This window comes from Marinobacterium alkalitolerans, assembly GCF_017776525.1.
Taxonomy (GTDB): Bacteria; Pseudomonadota; Gammaproteobacteria; order Pseudomonadales; family Balneatricaceae; genus Marinobacterium; species Marinobacterium alkalitolerans.
This window is the reverse complement of sequence record NZ_JACVEW010000013.1, coordinates 67356-83738: the sequence shown is the minus strand read 5'-3', so window position 1 is coordinate 83738 and position 16383 is coordinate 67356. Positions and strand designations below refer to the sequence as shown.

Annotated in this window: 15 protein-coding genes; 1 reads left to right on the top strand and 14 read right to left on the bottom strand. The window is 57.7% G+C overall.

Features of this window, described 5'->3' with window-relative positions; translation table 11 throughout:
* Position 1: 1 nt before the first annotated feature.
* Positions 2-589, bottom strand: a complete 588-nt coding sequence (amrA, locus tag H9C73_RS09875) for an AmmeMemoRadiSam system protein A (RefSeq protein ID WP_209287659.1) — start codon at positions 587-589, stop codon at positions 2-4.
* Positions 576-1376, bottom strand: coding sequence for an AmmeMemoRadiSam system protein B (gene amrB / locus H9C73_RS09870; RefSeq protein ID WP_209287658.1), 801 nt, complete (start codon positions 1374-1376; stop codon positions 576-578). Before amrB ends, amrA begins: the two co-directional genes overlap by 14 nt.
* 72 nt (positions 1377-1448) lie before the next feature.
* On the opposite strand from amrB, the gene amrS reads away from it, so the two are divergent.
* A complete protein-coding gene (gene amrS / locus H9C73_RS09865; protein ID WP_209287657.1) occupies positions 1449-2528 on the top strand; it encodes an AmmeMemoRadiSam system radical SAM enzyme in 1080 nt (359 codons plus the stop codon).
* Here amrS and H9C73_RS09860 read toward each other — a convergent pair.
* From H9C73_RS09860 to asd, 12 genes are all read right to left on the bottom strand, one after another.
* Positions 2505-3467 (bottom strand): tRNA dihydrouridine synthase, encoded by a 963-nt coding sequence (locus tag H9C73_RS09860; RefSeq protein ID WP_236014205.1) that lies wholly within the window; start codon positions 3465-3467, stop codon positions 2505-2507. The two genes, amrS and H9C73_RS09860, sit on opposite strands and share 24 nt — an antisense overlap.
* 53 nt (positions 3468-3520) lie before the next feature.
* Positions 3521-4744 (bottom strand): O-succinylhomoserine sulfhydrylase, encoded by a 1224-nt coding sequence (locus H9C73_RS09855; protein ID WP_209287656.1) that lies wholly within the window; start codon positions 4742-4744, stop codon positions 3521-3523.
* A gap of 9 nt (positions 4745-4753) precedes the next feature.
* A complete protein-coding gene (purF, locus tag H9C73_RS09850; RefSeq protein ID WP_209287655.1) occupies positions 4754-6280 on the bottom strand; it encodes an amidophosphoribosyltransferase in 1527 nt (508 codons plus the stop codon).
* Positions 6281-6330: 50 nt separating this feature from the next.
* Entirely contained in the window at positions 6331-6825 is a 495-nt protein-coding gene (locus H9C73_RS09845) for a CvpA family protein (RefSeq protein WP_209287654.1), read from the bottom strand.
* 67 nt (positions 6826-6892) lie between these two features.
* Entirely contained in the window at positions 6893-7444 is a 552-nt protein-coding gene (locus tag H9C73_RS09840; RefSeq protein WP_209287653.1) for an SPOR domain-containing protein, read from the bottom strand.
* A gap of 3 nt (positions 7445-7447) precedes the next feature.
* Positions 7448-8728: a bifunctional tetrahydrofolate synthase/dihydrofolate synthase gene (gene folC, locus H9C73_RS09835; RefSeq protein ID WP_209287652.1), complete on the bottom strand. Its 1281-nt coding sequence runs from the start codon at positions 8726-8728 to the stop codon at positions 7448-7450.
* Positions 8728-9648: an acetyl-CoA carboxylase, carboxyltransferase subunit beta gene (gene accD / locus H9C73_RS09830; protein WP_209287651.1), complete on the bottom strand. Its 921-nt coding sequence runs from the start codon at positions 9646-9648 to the stop codon at positions 8728-8730. Before accD ends, folC begins: the two co-directional genes overlap by 1 nt.
* Before the next feature lie 73 nt (positions 9649-9721).
* Entirely contained in the window at positions 9722-10348 is a 627-nt protein-coding gene (locus H9C73_RS09825; protein ID WP_328797958.1) for a phosphoribosylanthranilate isomerase, read from the bottom strand.
* 51 nt (positions 10349-10399) lie between these two features.
* On the bottom strand, positions 10400-11242 hold the full coding sequence (gene truA, locus H9C73_RS09820; protein WP_209287650.1) for a tRNA pseudouridine(38-40) synthase TruA: 843 nt from the start codon (positions 11240-11242) through the stop codon (positions 10400-10402).
* Positions 11243-11251: 9 nt separating this feature from the next.
* A complete protein-coding gene (locus H9C73_RS09815) occupies positions 11252-14023 on the bottom strand; it encodes a FimV/HubP family polar landmark protein (RefSeq protein WP_209287649.1) in 2772 nt (923 codons plus the stop codon).
* 128 nt (positions 14024-14151) lie between these two features.
* Positions 14152-15162: an Asd/ArgC dimerization domain-containing protein gene (locus H9C73_RS09810; protein ID WP_209287648.1), complete on the bottom strand. Its 1011-nt coding sequence runs from the start codon at positions 15160-15162 to the stop codon at positions 14152-14154.
* A gap of 70 nt (positions 15163-15232) precedes the next feature.
* Complete coding sequence (gene asd, locus H9C73_RS09805) at positions 15233-16348, bottom strand: aspartate-semialdehyde dehydrogenase (RefSeq protein WP_209287647.1); 1116 nt, start codon at positions 16346-16348, stop codon at positions 15233-15235.
* Positions 16349-16383: the final 35 nt, after the last annotated feature.

The window sequence follows — 16383 nt, the reverse complement described above, 5'->3', positions numbered from 1 at the left end:
TTCAACACCCCACTGGTTTTTCAGAAGCCTCCTCGCAGCAGCGAGTCGTATAGCGCCAGGCCCTCAGGGTACTGGCGTCGGTTTCTTCCAGCCTCATCCCGCCCTTTTGCTTGAGCGCCTGCAAAAAGGCCTGTGGCGCTCCAAAGTGACGCCAGACATCCGGTAAGAAGGTCGACTGCGCGATACCCTGACTGATCAGCAGCCCATCCCTGCCGGGGCGAAGCTGCTCAAGCAGCTCGGCCTCGCTTGCAAACGCCAGCGGCTCCAGTGGCGAGAGGACTGACACCTGAATGCGCACAGGCTCATCCGGTGACAAGGGCAAAAACCGCGGATCATGCAGCGCAGCCTGAATCGCGTTGTGCACGATCTCTTCCGCCAGCCTTCGATTTGGCTGCAGGGAGCCGATGCATCCCCTCAGGCGCCCTTCACTTTCCAGCGTGACAAAACAGGCCAGCCTTTCGTCCAGCAGCCCGTCTGACCCTGATGAGGTATCAATACCGGAAACAGGCTTGCCCGCCAGTGCTGTAGCAATGGCCTGACGCGCAAGCCCGAGTATGCGTTTACAGTGACTCGCTTCAATAGCAGACATAGGCACCATACCCCACCACACTCTCTTTGCTGCCGGCGGTATCACCGGACGTTGTCTGCCCCAGGCAATCAACTGAAAGGCCCTGTGCTCGAGCAGCGTACAGGAGCCCGTTCAGGGCATGAAAGCCACAGGCCTGTTGCGATTCAAGCTCAGGAATACGGCTGCAAATCATGCCGGTTGTTGCAGCATCCAGTGTCTGCGCCTCGCTCCAGGGGTGATAATGGCTCAAATCACTGCTGATGATGAGCAATACATGTGGCTGCTGCCAGACTTCCTGGATCAGATTCGCCACCTCTTCAACCGTAGCCTGCCCTACCAGAATCGGCAACAGCTCCGCATCGGGGAGAACACGCTTGAGGAACGGCAGTTGCACCTCAATGCAATGCTCCAGTTGATGCACATCGGGTCTGGTCGGCAAGTCAAAATGTGTTTGCAAACGCTGCTCAAGCGCAAGAGCCGTTTTGCAGGTGCCCATCGGGGTGTTCCAGGCCTCTTCTTCAACACCGGCCATCCCCCTCAACGGCTTACGGTGGTTGGGCCCCAGAATAACAACCTGATCCCACTCCGCCTCTGATTGCCAGCGCTCGATCTGCCGGTAGGCCAGGGCTGCCGTAGAGCCGGAATAGACCAGCCCCGCATGAGGCACAACGAATGCCTTCGGGCAGCGCGGAAGCTCTCCGGGCTCAGGTGAACTGTCCAGCAACTGATCCACCATCTGCTCAAGCTCCACGGGATTGCCCGGATAAAAAAGACCTGCAACAGCGGCAGGCCGGACTGAAAGCTGCATTTGGCACCCCCTGATAATCTGTGCTCAATGACCTGATCTATAGTGTGAGTATAGACACGAAGGAGCCAGCTTATGGATCAGCGTCACACCGTCACGGGCCGATTCTGGCACCGGCTTGAGAACGGCAAATTGCAATGTGATCTGTGCCCGCGCTTTTGTCAGCTTAACCCGGGCCAGCGGGGATTGTGTTTCGTGCGTGGCCGTGAGGACGATGAGATCAAACTCTACAGCTATGGCCTGTCCAGCGGCTTCTGTATAGATCCGATCGAGAAAAAACCGCTGAACCACTTCTTACCCGGCACACCGGTACTGTCTTTTGGCACGGCCGGCTGCAACCTTGCCTGTCGGTTCTGTCAGAACTGGGATATCAGCCGCTCGCGGGAAACCGCCCGCCTGAGCGACAGCGCTTCCCCCGAAGCACTGGCCCGCACGGCACAGCGTTATGACTGCCGCAGCATCGCCTTTACCTACAATGACCCGGTGATTTTTCATGAATATGCAGTCGATGTGGCACAGGCCTGCCGCGAACTGGGGATCAAAAGCGTTGCTGTCAGCGCCGGCTATGTAACGCCCGAACCGCGGCGTGAGTTTTATGCCCATATGGATGCGGCCAACATTGACCTCAAGGCGTTCACCGAGTCGTTCTACAAAAAGATTTGTGGCGGCTCTCTCGCCCCGGTACTGGACACGCTGGCCTATATCCACCATGACACAGACGTATGGCTGGAGATTACGACGCTGCTGATACCGGGCGAAAACGACTCCGATGCGGAGATCAGACAACTGAGCCGCTGGGTGGCTGAGCAGCTCGGCCCGGAAGTCCCGCTGCACTTCACGGCCTTCCACCCGGACTGGAAAATGCTGGACCATCCTTCCACGCCGCTTTCAACACTCAGGCGCGCACGTCAGATCGCACTGGAGGAAGGGCTCGCATTTGTCTATACCGGCAACCTGCCCGACCGGGAAGGCAACACAACCTACTGCATTGCCTGCCACGAGCCGCTTATCCAGCGTGCGGGCTATACCCTCACCGCCTGGAATCTCGATCAACGGGGATGCTGCCGTCACTGCGGACACCCGCTGGCAGGCTATCTGGAGCCGCAACCGGGCCACTGGGGTGCCCGGCGTCTACCGGTCAGGATTGGCGACTGACGCCTGCTGCAGCACCTGCTTCAACGCTTCGGGATCACGCTCGGCTCGAACCTGCTCGAAGAGGGCGACCGCTTGCGGATAGTGTCTTTGCATCATGCGCAACCACTGCTTGGTTCGCCCGTTTACATGGCGCGGCTCAAGGCGCTCGCTGACAGCTTGATGATAGACCGACAGCATCCTGAGCATCTCGGGCCAGGTCTGTTCTGCTGAGCAGTTTCGCTCGGGATCGCGTGCCGCCAGAGCCAGGAATGGGTTTGCGATCAGACCACGCCCGATCATCACATCCTCGCAGCCGGATACCTCGCGACACCGGTGCAGATCCTCCACTGTCCAGATATCGCCATTGGCAATTACGGGCGGAGCAATCGCTTCGCGGATGCGGGCAATCCACTCCCAGTATGCCGGAGGACGGTATCCCTCCACTTTGGTACGGGCATGCACAGTGACGCGCATGACACCCGCTGCTTCCAGTGCCTGAGCGTTCTCGATGGCCAGTGACTTGTCGTGGAACCCCAGCCGCATCTTGCCACTGAGCGGAACTTCTGCCGGCAAGGCCCGACGAACACCCGCCGCAATCTGATATACCTCTTCAGGGTCCTTTAGAAGAATGGCACCGCCACGGCTCTTGTTGACCGTTTTGGCCGGGCAGCCAAAGTTGAGATCAATACCCGGCGCCCCAAGTGCTGAGGCCCGAACGGCATTTTCGCCCATTGCAGCGGGATCATTCCCAAGCAATTGCACCCATACGGGTACGCCACTGGTCGTTTGACTGCCCTGCTCCAGCTCTGGGGCAAGGCGACGGAAAACAGACCGGGGCAGTAGCCGGTCTGTTACGCGGATAAACTCGGTCACACAGAGGTCAATACCCGGAATACGGGTCAGCAGATCACGCAGAATGTGATCCAGCACCCCTTCCATTGGCGCAAGATGTATTTTCATGAATGTTACAGCTGAGCTATGAAAGGGGCCATCGGATACGCGACCCCGCAGGCTTATCGCAGGGCATTCAGGCCGCGTTGAAGGTCAGCCTTGATATCGTCGATGGCTTCAAGGCCAACCGAGAAACGGATCAAGCCTTCACGAATACCGGCCGCTGCACGCTCTTCCGGACTCATGCGACCGTGAGTCGTGGTTGCCGGATGAGTAATCGTGGATTTCACATCTCCCAGGTTGCCGGTGATGGACACCATCTCGGTGGCATCGATAAAGCGCCAGGCTTCCTCACGCTCACCGTCGACCTCAAAGGCCAGCACACCACCGAAGGCCTTTTGCTGCTTGCAGGCAAGCGAGTGCTGAGGGTGATCCTCCAGCCCTGAATAGTACACCTTGCGAATACCGGGCTGCTGCTTGAGCCAGCGTGCGATTTCGAGTGCATTTTCGCTGTGCGCGCGCATTCTCAGCGGCAGGGTTTCCAGTCCTTTCAGAAACACCCAGGCATTAAACGGGCTCAGACAGGCGCCACCGGTTCTGACCAGACCAAAGACCTCTTCCATCTCCTTGTCTCGGCCCACCAGAACGCCACCGACACATCGGCCCTGACCATCCAGGTACTTGGTTGCCGAATGCATGACAATATCGGCACCCAGCTCCAGCGGACGCTGGAGTGCCGGCGTCAGGAAACAGTTATCGACCACAACCAGCGCATCGTGACGGTGGGCGATTTCGGCAATTGCGCCAATATCGCTCAACTCGGCAAGCGGGTTGGACGGTGTTTCCATGAAGAACATGCGCGTCTTGTCTGTCACTGCCGCTTCCCAGGCAGCGGTATCAACCGGGTCGACAAAAGTCGTGGTGATGCCGGCACGGAACAGGTACTTGTTGAACAGGGACACCGTGGAGCCGAACACACTGCGCGAGCAGACCACGTGATCTCCCTGTTGCAACAGGGCCAGCCCCAGATTCAGAATGGCAGCCATGCCGGACGACGTCGCAACGGCACGCTCTCCGCCTTCCAGAGCCGCAATACGCTCTTCAAACGCCTGCACCGTCGGGTTGGTAAAGCGGGAGTAGATATTCCCGTCCTCATCACCGCCAAAACGTGCCGCCGCTTCACGCGCGCTGGAAAACACAAAGCTCGAGGTCGCGAAAATGGCATCCGAATGCTCACCCTCAGCAGTACGGCTTTGACCGGCTCTGACGGCCAGGGTTTCAACACCGCAATCAGGGTCAGCGGTAAACTGGATGCGCGCATCCCTTTCGTAACTGGACTGGCTCATCAACCGACCTCAATCAATCTTGCTGTGCAGATCGGCAGACTCATTGCCGTCTTCAGTTTTACTGGTATCTGCCTGTTTGGCGCCGTCATTGCGCTTGGCATCGATACGCGCCAAGTAGTCTTCATCCACCGTACCGGTCACATACTGACCGTTGAATACACAGGTATCAAACTCGCGAATGGATTCATTGAAGCAGCTGACAGAGTCCTTGAGATCCTGCAGATCCTGATACAGCATCCAGTCACAGCCGATATAGTCGCCGACTTCCTTCGCTGTGCGGCCATGCGCAACCAGCTCGGTGGCAGACGGCATGTCGATGCCGTACACATTGGGATACCGCACTTCTGGCGCAGCCGAAGCAAAGTAGACCTTGCGAGCGCCGGCTTCACGTGCCATCTGAACGATCTGCTTGGAGGTGGTACCCCGCACGATCGAGTCATCAACCAGCATGACAACCTTGTCACGGAACTCCGCCTGAATCGGGTTGAGCTTCTGCCGGACCGATTTCTTGCGCAGGGTCTGGCCGGGCATGATAAAGGTCCGACCGATATAGCGGTTCTTGATAAAGCCTTCGCGGAAGGTAACGCCCAGTGCATTGGCCATTTCCAGAGCGGCCGTGCGGCTGGTATCCGGAATCGGGATGATGACATCAATGTCATGATCCGGCATCTCGCGTTTCACTTTCTCTGCCAGCTTCACCCCCATTTCCATGCGGGAGTGGTGCACGGATACGCCATCAATGATGGAGTCCGGGCGTGCCAGATAAACGTATTCAAACAGGCAGGGCGCAATCTTGCTGGTTTTGGCGCACTGACGCGTTGCAACCTTGCCTTCGGTATCAATAAAGATCGCCTCACCCGGCTCCAGGTCACGCACCAGCTCGAAACCGGCCGTATCCAGTGCAACGCTCTCGGACGCGACCATGTACTCTTCTTCACCCTGTTCGGTGACACGCTTGCCGTATACAACCGGGCGAATGCCGCAGGGGTCACGGAACGCCGCAATGCCGTAACCGGTGATGATGGCAACAACGGCATAGCCCCCCTGACAGCGGGCATGGACCTTTTCGACCGCCTGGAAGATGTCATCAGCACTGGGCTGCAGCTTGCCAATGCGCTGCAATTCATGCGCGAAGATGTTCAGCAGTACTTCGGAGTCTGAGGTGGTGTTGATGTGGCGCAGGTCGGAGCGGAAGATTTCGTCTGCCAGCTGATCGGCATTGGTCAGGTTGCCGTTATGCGCCAGGGCGATACCGTACGGCGAGTTCACATAAAAGGGCTGCGCTTCAGCCGAGCTTGAGCTGCCGGCCGTTGGGTAACGCACGTGCCCGATGCCCATGTTTCCGTTGAGCTTTTTCATGTGTCGAGTGCGGAACACTTCGTTCACAAGGCCGTTATCCTTGCGCAGGAAGAAACGGTTACCCTCACACGTCACCATGCCGGCAGCATCCTGGCCACGGTGTTGTAAAACCGTCAGCGCATCAAAGATCGTCTGGTTAACGAAAGACTTGGCAACAATGCCGACAATACCGCACATTCAATCCACCTCAGAAGGATGTCACTTTATAATTGGCCGCTGATGATCGATCAACGGCCCAGATTCCAAATTGCTTCGCCAACGTCACTCGCCACCCGACGAGTCCAGTCTTCAAGCAATACAAAATGGGGGATAAGTTCCGATTCGGTCCACCAGTGATCCTGTACCGCGGGCGTCATTCCCAGCAGGGCAACGATCACGACCACCACCAGGCCTCCACGCACGGCGCCAAAGCCCATGCCCAACACACGATCAGAGCTGGTAAGTCCGGTCGCATTGACCAGGGCCGAAAAGAGCGCGCCGACCAGTGCACCGGCGATCAGTGTGATGATAAACAGGATAGCAAAGGCTGCCAGCAATCGTAGGGATGGTGTCACGATATAGGACTCGAGCAGCACGCTGAGCGAAGGTGAGAACAGGCGAGCCAGCACGAATGCCGACACCCAGGTCAACAGGGAAATCGCTTCCCGTACAAAGCCTCTGCGGAGGCTCATAAGACTTGAGATAGCGATAATCGCAATAATGGTCCAGTCAGCCCAATTCATTCTTGTCGCCCGTATCGAAACAGCGTCGCATTCTAACAGAGGCCCTCAGGCAACCCAATGGGGGAATTCATTGCGTGGAGAAACGTACGATCATGCCATCAAGCGCGTAGTCCTTCTTCAGGCGCGCCTGCAGCGATTCAAGACGGGAACGCTGCATGTCCGGCCCGACAAAGACACGCACCAGATCAGGCCCGTTGCGGATGTAGACCTTATACCCATCGCCGATCAGCTCAGACCGAAGTGCACGCGCATTTGCTTCATCACGGAAGCTGGCCAGTTGCAGCGTCCAGGCGACCGGGATCTGCTGCTCATCCAGCGCAGGGGTGTCCTGAGTCGCATCAATGGTCGGGTCGGCAGCTTCGACTGCATCACGCAAGGTCGGTGCCGGTACCGCAACCACGGCAGGTTGTGAGGGAGGCGCCGGTTTGGAGGTATCAGGCAGCACTTCAGATCCCTGCTTGACCTGAGCCGGTTCCGGCATTTCAGGGGCAGGCGGAATACGATCCTGCAGGTGGCGCTCACGGTAACCAGAACCATCAAGCAAAAGCGGAAACAGAACCAGTGCCGACACCAGTACTGCAGCAAGACCGATCAATTGCTTTTTGTGCTGTTCTTTCATGGCCTACCTTTTGGCGATATGCGTGAGCGCGTCCGCGACCGTAAAGAAAGAGCCTGCCACCACGACAGGTCCCTGAACACCGGACGCTGCCAGCGCCTCAAGTGTATCTTCAACCCTGCCCAGCGTATGCACCCGGTCCGACTCCACACCGGCAGATGCCAGATGCGCCTTCAGGGTGTTCACATCTGCGGCTCTGGGTACATCCAGTTTGACCGGGTACCAATGTTCGACACAGTTACACAGTGCACTCAGCACACTGGGAATGTCCTTGTCATGCATCATACCCAACACCAGATGGCTTGCCCCACCCGCTTGTGCAAGCTGTGTAGCCAGATACTCGGCGGCCTCCGGGTTATGTGCCACATCCAGGACCAGCGAGATGCCACGCCAACTCACCCGCTGCATGCGGCCGGGAAGCGTGGCTGCCTTCAGTCCGGCACGGATGGCCTCTGCAGAGATGGACCAGGGCAAAAACTGCACTGCCTGTACAACCATGGCCGCATTGGCCAACGGCAGGCACGGCAAGGGCAAAGACTCGTAGCTGACCGCACCTTCCGGACCAGTGCCTTTCCAGGACCAGTGATCCGACACCACGTCCAGCTGGAAATCCCGGTTCCGAACCAACAGCAGAGCCCCCAGTTCACGTGCATGCCTGACCAGTGATTCCGGCGGTTCGGGGTCACCGCAAAGGGCCGGCTTACCCGCGCGGAAGATACCGGCCTTCTCATACCCGATGGATTCACGATCCGGGCCCAGCCAGTCGGTGTGATCAAGCGCGATGGTCGACACCATGGCCAGATCAGCATCCACGATATTAACGGCATCCAGACGCCCACCCAGACCAACTTCGAGCAACATCACGTCCACGTTGGCGTCGGACATGATGATCAGAGCTGCCAGCGTGCCATACTCGAAATAGGTCAGGGGTATGTCGCCGCGGGTCTGCTCGATCCGCACAAAGGCATCACAAAATGCCCGTTCCTCCGCCGGAACTCCGTTCAACAGCACCCTCTCACTGTAATGGATAAAATGCGGCGAACTGTAACGACCGGTAGTCAGGCCTGACTCGCGCAGAATGGCATCCAGCATCGCCAGGGTGGAGCCCTTGCCGTTCGTGCCACCGGCGACGACCTTGAATGACCGCTCAAGCTTAAGGCCCAAGCGATCGGCAACCTGCTTGAGACGATCAAGACCCAGTTCAATTTCAGCGGGGTGACAAGCCTCAATGTGCTGCAGCCATTGAGGCAGATCCCATTGTGCGGGCAGTGTAGAGCTGTCGACCATTACTCGCTATCTTGCTCAACAGCCTCGGCGGTTTCAGCCTGCTCCGGCACCTCATCAACGGGCTGCTCAGGCTGGTTCATCAGCTTGCGCAGGAGGCCCGCAACCTTAACCGGCAGCTCACTGCGCGAGATGATCATGTCCACCTGACCATGTTCCAGCAGAAACTCGCTGCGCTGGAAGCCTTCCGGCAGTTTTTCACGCACGGTTTGCTCGATCACACGCGGGCCTGCGAAACCGATCAGCGCGTTGGGCTCAGCAATGTTCAGATCCCCCAGCATGGCCAGAGACGCCGATACACCTCCGTACACCGGGTCGGTCAGAACTGAAATATACGGGATGCCTGCCTGCTTGAGCTTTTCAAGCGCAGCGGAGGTTTTGGCCATCTGCATCAGGGAGATCAGGGCTTCCTGCATGCGAGCACCACCGGAAGCGGCGAAACAGATCAAGGGCATGCCTTCATCCAGGGCCAGTTTGGCCGCACGGACGAAGCGCTCACCGACAACAGCCCCCATGGACCCACCCATGAAGTTGAACTCAAAGGCAACTGCAACGACCGGCAGCCCCTGAACCTCGCCCTTCATCGCAATCAGAGCGTCCTTCTCACCGGTCGCTTTCTGTGCGGCGCTGAGACGATCCTTGTATTTCTTGGAGTCACGGAACTTGAGGCGATCCACCGGCTCAACATTGGCTGCGATTTCCTGGGTCGTATTCTCATCCAGGAACATTTCCAGCCTGCGGCGCGCATTCAGCCGCATGTGGTGATCACACTTCGGGCATACGTTCAGGTTCTTTTCCAGCTCAGGGCGGTACAGAATGGAGTCACACTTGGGACATTTTTTCCAAAGCCCTTCAGGGATATTGGTACGCTTTTTTTCGTTGCGGACCAGTGAGGGAACAATTTTTTCCAGCCAGTTACTCATGTCACTCGTTCCTGTTGTTGCTGGCCCCGGGTAAAGGGCCAACTAGAATCTGTAGTACCGTTTTACACAATTGTCAGCAGGATGCCATCCTGGCTGCACGGATAAACGCAGATAGCCTTGCGTGATCCTTAATTCCGGGCGAGGCTTCAACACCGCCCGACACATCGACTGCAAATGGTCGGACTTGCTGCACGGCCTGAGCCACATTCTCGAGCGTCAAACCGCCCGCCAGCGTGATCTCGGCCGCTGCATCAGCGGGAATCAGATCCCAGTCAAACACTTCCCCGGTGCCGCCCGGCACGCCCGGACGGTAGGCGTCCAGCAGAATGCCCCTTGCGTCGGGAAAAGCAGTCATTGCCTGCCGAATATCCAGGCCAGGCTTGACCCGCAACGCCTTGATAAACGGTCGGCCCGCCATCATGCATTGCGCATTGTCCTCGTCACCGTGAAACTGGATCAAATCCAGCGAGACCTGATCAGCGATCTGCCTCACCTCGGCGATCTCGGCATTCACAAACAGCCCGACCGTGGTTACAAAAGGCGGCAGCTGCCGCACGATGTCAGCCGCCAACTCCGGGCTTACATACCGCTTGCTGGGGGCATAAAAAACAAAGCCCAGCGCATCCGCACCGGTAGCCACAGCCGCGAGCGCGTCCTCAATATTGGTGATGCCGCAGATTTTCACCCGGGTGACCATCATCGCTCCAGTCTCAAAACAAGACGCTAATACTAGCAAAGCCCCGTGTCAGCGTCAGTCAGGCAGGGGCAGAAAATAAGGCCCCAACGGGGCTTTGGGCAGTTTAAACATGTCCGGGTAGCGCACATCGACAAAATAGAGCCCGTCAGGCGGCGCCGTCACGCCACCCTGACGTCGATCCCTGGCCTGAAGCACTTCATGGGCCCACTTCTCGGGACGCTCACCCGCGCCCACCGCCATTAACACACCGGCGATATTACGCACCATGTGATGCAGGAAAGCATTGGCACTGACGTCAATGACAACCAGCTGTCCACAGCGGTACACATCCAGACGGCGTATTTCCCTTACAGGGCTGCGTGCCTGGCAACCAACGGCACGATAGGAGGTAAAGTCATGCTCGCCGATCAGATGAGCAGCCGCGGTCTGCATGCGCTCGACATCCAGCTTACGGTGCGTCCAGGTCACGCCGCCCGCCAGAACGGCAGGTCGTGAAGGCGATGTGTAGATCAGGTAACGGTAGCGGCGCTCGCGAGCGGAGAACCGGGCATGGAAGCACCCCGGCACCTTGGTCGCCCACTTAATGGAGATATCATCCGGCAAGTGGCTGTTGGTGCCCAGCACCCAGGCGCGATCAGGCCGTTCTGCCCAACTGTCAAAGTGAACCACCTGATGGCTCGCATTGACGCCGGCATCCGTTCTGCCGGCACATACGACCTGAACCGGATGATTGGCTATGACAGACAGCGCACGCTCCACTTCAGCCTGAATCGTGGGCACCTTGTCGAACGCCTGCAATTGCCAGCCTCGATACGCCGCACCCATATATTCAATGCTCAGCGCATAACGAAAAGGGGCGATCGAAATCGCCCCGTCGGTAGAACTTTTCTGTGTCATCAAGTGTTATCAGTCAAGTGAGTCCAGCAATTTCTGTGCCTGCGCACGCTGCTCGTCGGACCCTTCGTTGGTAATTTCCTGAAGGATATCACGTGCGCCGTCTTTGTCATCCATTTCCAGATACGCACGTGCCAGATCAAGCTTGGTTTCCGTCTCGTCAGTGCCGCTCAGCAGATTCATTTTATCGAGGACCTCAACCGCCTCTTCATTGCGGTCTTCACTCAACTCAATGTCGTCATCCGTGCTGTTGAGCATTTCATCGAGTTCAGAGTCGAGGTCCATCTCCAGATCATGCGAGATGTTGGAAGTCAGCTCTTCCTCGACCTGCTCCTTGGACGGGGTTGCAGGTGCACTCTCTTCGCTCTCGTCATCACTCTCCGGATCGAAATCTGCCAGCAGACTGTCAAGATCATCATCGGCAGACTGCTCTGCATCCGTCTCGGAGGAAGCGAAGAGATCCTCCTCATCTTCATCATCTGCGGCGCCCGCAAGCATTGCCTCCAAGTCCGAGTCGATTTCGTACTCTTCGTCTTCAACCGATTCAACCGTGTCATCCAGACTGGTATCGACTTCCGGCTCTTCGGGTTCGTCAGTCATTTCAGCGTCTGATTCGCTGCCTCCCAGAAGGGCGTCCAGATCTTCGCCTGATGCTGCCGACTCGTCCTCAACCGATTCGTCTTCAACCTGATTGTCCTGCAGCATGAAGTCCAGATCATCAGAGGTATCGTCATCCCCCAAAAGGGCATCCAGATCGTCTGCCGTATCGTCTTCTTCTGCGAGGGGCTCTACGTTGAATTCAAGTTCATCTTCCTGCTGATCTTCACCGGCAGCCGCGTCATCAGCACTCTCATCAGCTTCGCTGACAACCTCTTCAGTTGCTTCGGGCTCTTCCGGCGCCTCAGCTTCGCCGGCTTCAGCCGGTTCTTCAGACTCGACCTCGGCCATATTGGCAGACGCTGGTTCTTCCTCAATGCCCAGATCAAATTCGGACGCATCCAGCTCATCGAGATCACCGGCAGACGCAGGCTCTTCGACCTGATCAGAAGCACTGTCCAGATCATCCAAGTCCAGATCCATGTCCAGATCCAGACTCTGCAGGTCGTCATTCAAGTCAGCGGCATCGTCTTCCTGTGACAGAGACTGCATGGGAGGACGCGTAAATTCTTCATCATCCTCTTCCGAAGAGAGCGGTGCCGGACGCGGAATTTCGTCCGAATCTTCCGTCTCGGCAGCAGCCGCACCGGCCGCTACACCTGCGGCAGCACCTGCCGCCGCAGCCGCGGGCGCCATGGAGTCATCACGCTCTTCCTTGTGCTTGAGCTCGTCCGGTACATTCACCAGCTCCTTGGGCTTGGCTTCCTTCGGCTTGTCTGAGCCTCGACGCCGCAGCGCCAGCCAAAGTCCTGCCAGAATAGCCAGGGCACCGGCTCCGATACCCCCCAGCACAACCGGGTTTTCCAACAGCCCCTGCGGCTTGGGTTCAGGCTCGGCTGCGCGTGCTTCCTGCTTGCTCAATTCCGCCTGCAAGGTTGCCATCTGCTGAGACTGGAGTTCCAGCATACGGCTCTGTGATTCAAGCTGCTCAAGCACCGAGTTCAGCTTGTCGTTCAAGTCAGCGTTTTCACGCTCAAGAACATCAATTTTTTCCTGCGCGACCAGCACGTCATCTTCAAGCTGCCGTGTCGCCTCGGTAATAACCTGCTCCTGATCCGCTTGCGCGGGAGTCGCCTCGTCACCCGAGGTATCAACGCTTTCACCAGCAGGCGCTGTTTCACCGGTTTCTTCAGCCTGATCTTCGGGTGCCACGATGGTCAACTGACCTTCTTCCGCTCCCGCTTCAGCAGACGCCGCTGCTTCAGTGGTGCCCTCGGCATCAGCTTTGGGATCTTCCGTTTCACTTTCGCCAGAAGCTGCTTCATCCGTCTCAGTTGAAGCACTGTCAGCGGCTTCTGCTTCCGGCGCTGGCTTGCTGACATCAACAGGAGCAGATTGCTGTGCGGTCATGCCGGCCTTGCCGTCCCGCCAGAGCTGCATTTGACGTGCAACCTCAGCCACCGCCTCACGGTGCGAAAGTTGCTGGGCTTCAGCCACAGACGGCAGATCCATCACCACGCCCGCTCGCATCGTATTGATGTTGCGTGACGGGAATGCCTGGGGGTTTTTGCGCAACAGCGCCAGCATCATCTGGTGTTCAGTGACACCCGCCGGCTTGTGGGCCTTAGCGATCTCCCACAGGGTATCGTTCACCCCGACATACACCTGATTTTCACCGGCGCGGGTGCGGATGTTATCGACATTGCCTGATGGGCGGGAAGGCTGGGATGAAACCTGCTGCGTGGTTCTGGCAGGCGTCGATGTGACGGGCTGAACACTGGGAGCGGCATCAAATACCGGGGGGTCGAGCAGCAGGGTGTACTCTCGTACCAGCCGCCCGCTGGGCCAGTTGACCTCTACCATGAAGTTGAGGAATGGCTCCTGAACCGGCTCGGTAGAGCGAAGTCGGATGCGTCCATTCCCTTCCGGTGAAACCAGCACCTGGAACTGTATATCACGCAGATAGCGTGCCTGAGCACTGCTTCCGACCGCATACTCGTCCAGTGACGCCATGCGCGGTTGTATCTGCAAGGGGGACAGATCACGAACCTGCGTGAGCCTGATTTCTGCATCCAACGGTTCATTTAGCGCCGAGTTCACCCGTATCTCGCCAAGGCCCAGTGCATTGGCATGCGATGCGCCCAGGGCAGCTGAAACCGCAAGACTTAAGGCTAGTTTACGCAGCATCGGTTACTCCCTTTGTGTTCATCTGCCCCACCCCGTCATTCCTTTCTCGATGAATCAGGGGCTTACGGCTCCATCACGGTGTGATGCAAGTATTATGTATAAAACGACAGCCGGTCAAGCAAAGGCCGTTACTGAAGTGTGTCAGAAACCAGCCGTTGTGCAATTTGCAGCGCCGCCAGTGCACTGCCAAGCCCAAGATCATCGCCCATTGCATGCAGTGCAAAGCCACCCGAGCTCTCGGCGTCTTCCCGGATACGGTGAACAACGGCCACATCCTGACCGACAGCATCCTTGACAGGGTTTGGCTGCCGCTTGGCGTCATGGGCATAACGAACGCTGTCGGCACGGTCCATCAATTCCTGTACCGTATCCAGCTCCAGCGCCTGACGTGTCTCCGCCTGCGCAATCACCATATTGCCGTAAAAAGCCGGAACCCTGACGGTGCTGACTTCAATTTCCACGTCTTCGCCCAACAGTCGTGACAACTGGTCTCTGACCAGCACTTCACTGGTACTGCGGCGGTCTTCAACCACCGCTCCGACGTCCGGCAACATGTTGAACGCCAGCTGCTCACCAAAGCTGCCGGATTCCGCTTCTCGACCGTTCATCAGGCGTGCCGTTTCTTGCGCCAGGGTTTCTATCCCCTCGCGACCGGCTTCTGACACCGCCAGCAGGCAGACCAGGTTCAGCTTGAGCAGCTCATACGCCTGATGCAAAGGCATAAGTGCCAAGGCTGCTGTAATAGTAGCCGATGCAGGAACCCCGATAACACGACCTGGATCAAGCGATGCCAGCTCAGACCCGTTAATGGCAGGCAGGCAAAGCTGAACCGCATCAGCGTCGTAGCGCTCAGGATACAGATCCACTACAAAGCCCTGCTTCACGCCTGCCAACCGGTCCCGAGCATGCTCATCCAGTGAGCGCTCGCAGACAATGATCAGCTGCGCCTGTTCAGGGTCAAAATCGGCATAGGAACGGGTGCGCGTTGCATGCCCGCGAAACATGAGGCTACGCCCCGCCTGTTCCTCATCTTCAAACAGACTCAACTGATCAACGGCCAGATCAGATTCGTCCAGCAGTTCCAGCAATTTTTCGCCCTTGAGGGTAGCAGGCCCCAGGAGTGCGAGATTCAGTGTCATTAATCGCGTTCTCTCAAATCAAAACAGCCCGACAGGTGTCGGGCTGAAGTCTTACGGCTCAGGGATGTTCTCAGCGGTCCAGCAGGATACTCAGCATGCGACGCAGCGGCTCGGCTGCACCCCAGAGGAGCTGGTCACCCACGCTGAAAGCGTTGAGGTAATCCGGTCCCATTTTCATCTTGCGCAGACGACCAACCGGCACGCTCAAAGTACCGGTCACCTTGGTCGGCGAAAGATCACTGATGGTCGCATCGCGTTCGTTCGGAACAACGCTTGCCCATTCGTTGGCTTCGGCGATCATCTGTTCGATTTCATCCAGCGGCACGTCCTGTTTCAGCTTCACGGTAAACGCCTGGCTGTGACAGCGCATGGCACCGATACGCACACAGGTACCGTCGATGGGGATCGGGCTGTCAGACAGTCCCAGAATCTTGTTGGTTTCGACGTAGCCCTTCCACTCTTCCTTGCTCTGGCCGTCTTCAACGGCCTTGTCGATCCAGGGAATCAGCGAGCCTGCCAGCGGCACACCGAAGTTGTCGGTGGCGAAAGCATCTGCACGCATGGTGTCCACGACCTGACGGTCGATGTCGAGAATGGCAGACGCCGGATCGGCCAGCAGCGCTTCAGAACCCGCATGGATCTGGCCCATCTGGGTGATCAGTTCACGCATGTTCTTGGCACCGGCCCCTGAGGCTGCCTGGTAGGTCATGGAAGAGATCCACTCGACCTGGCCCGCCTTGAACAGGCCACCCAGCCCCATCAGCATCAGCGAAACCGTGCAGTTGCCGCCGACAAAGTTCTTGATACCGGCATCGATACCTTTATCGATCACGTCCATATTGACCGGATCCAGTACAATCAGGCTGTCATCAGCCATACGCAGAGTGGAGGCTGCGTCAATCCAGTAGCCGTTCCAGCCGGACTCGCGCAGTTTCTGGAACACCTCAGTCGTGTAGTCGCCGCCCTGACAGGAGACGATGGCATCCATCTGCTTGAGCTCATTGATATCCTTGGCATCCTTCAGCGGCGGAATATCCTTGCCGATATCGGGCCCAGCAGCGCCGGCCTGAGAGGTTGTGAAGAAAACAGGCTCCGCAATGCGGCTAAAATCGTTTTCTTCCAGCATACGCTGCATCAGAACCGAGCCGACCATACCACGCCAGCCTACAAAACCTACACGTTTCATTCGTGCCCCCAAATCTTTAAGTTTTCAGTAAAACG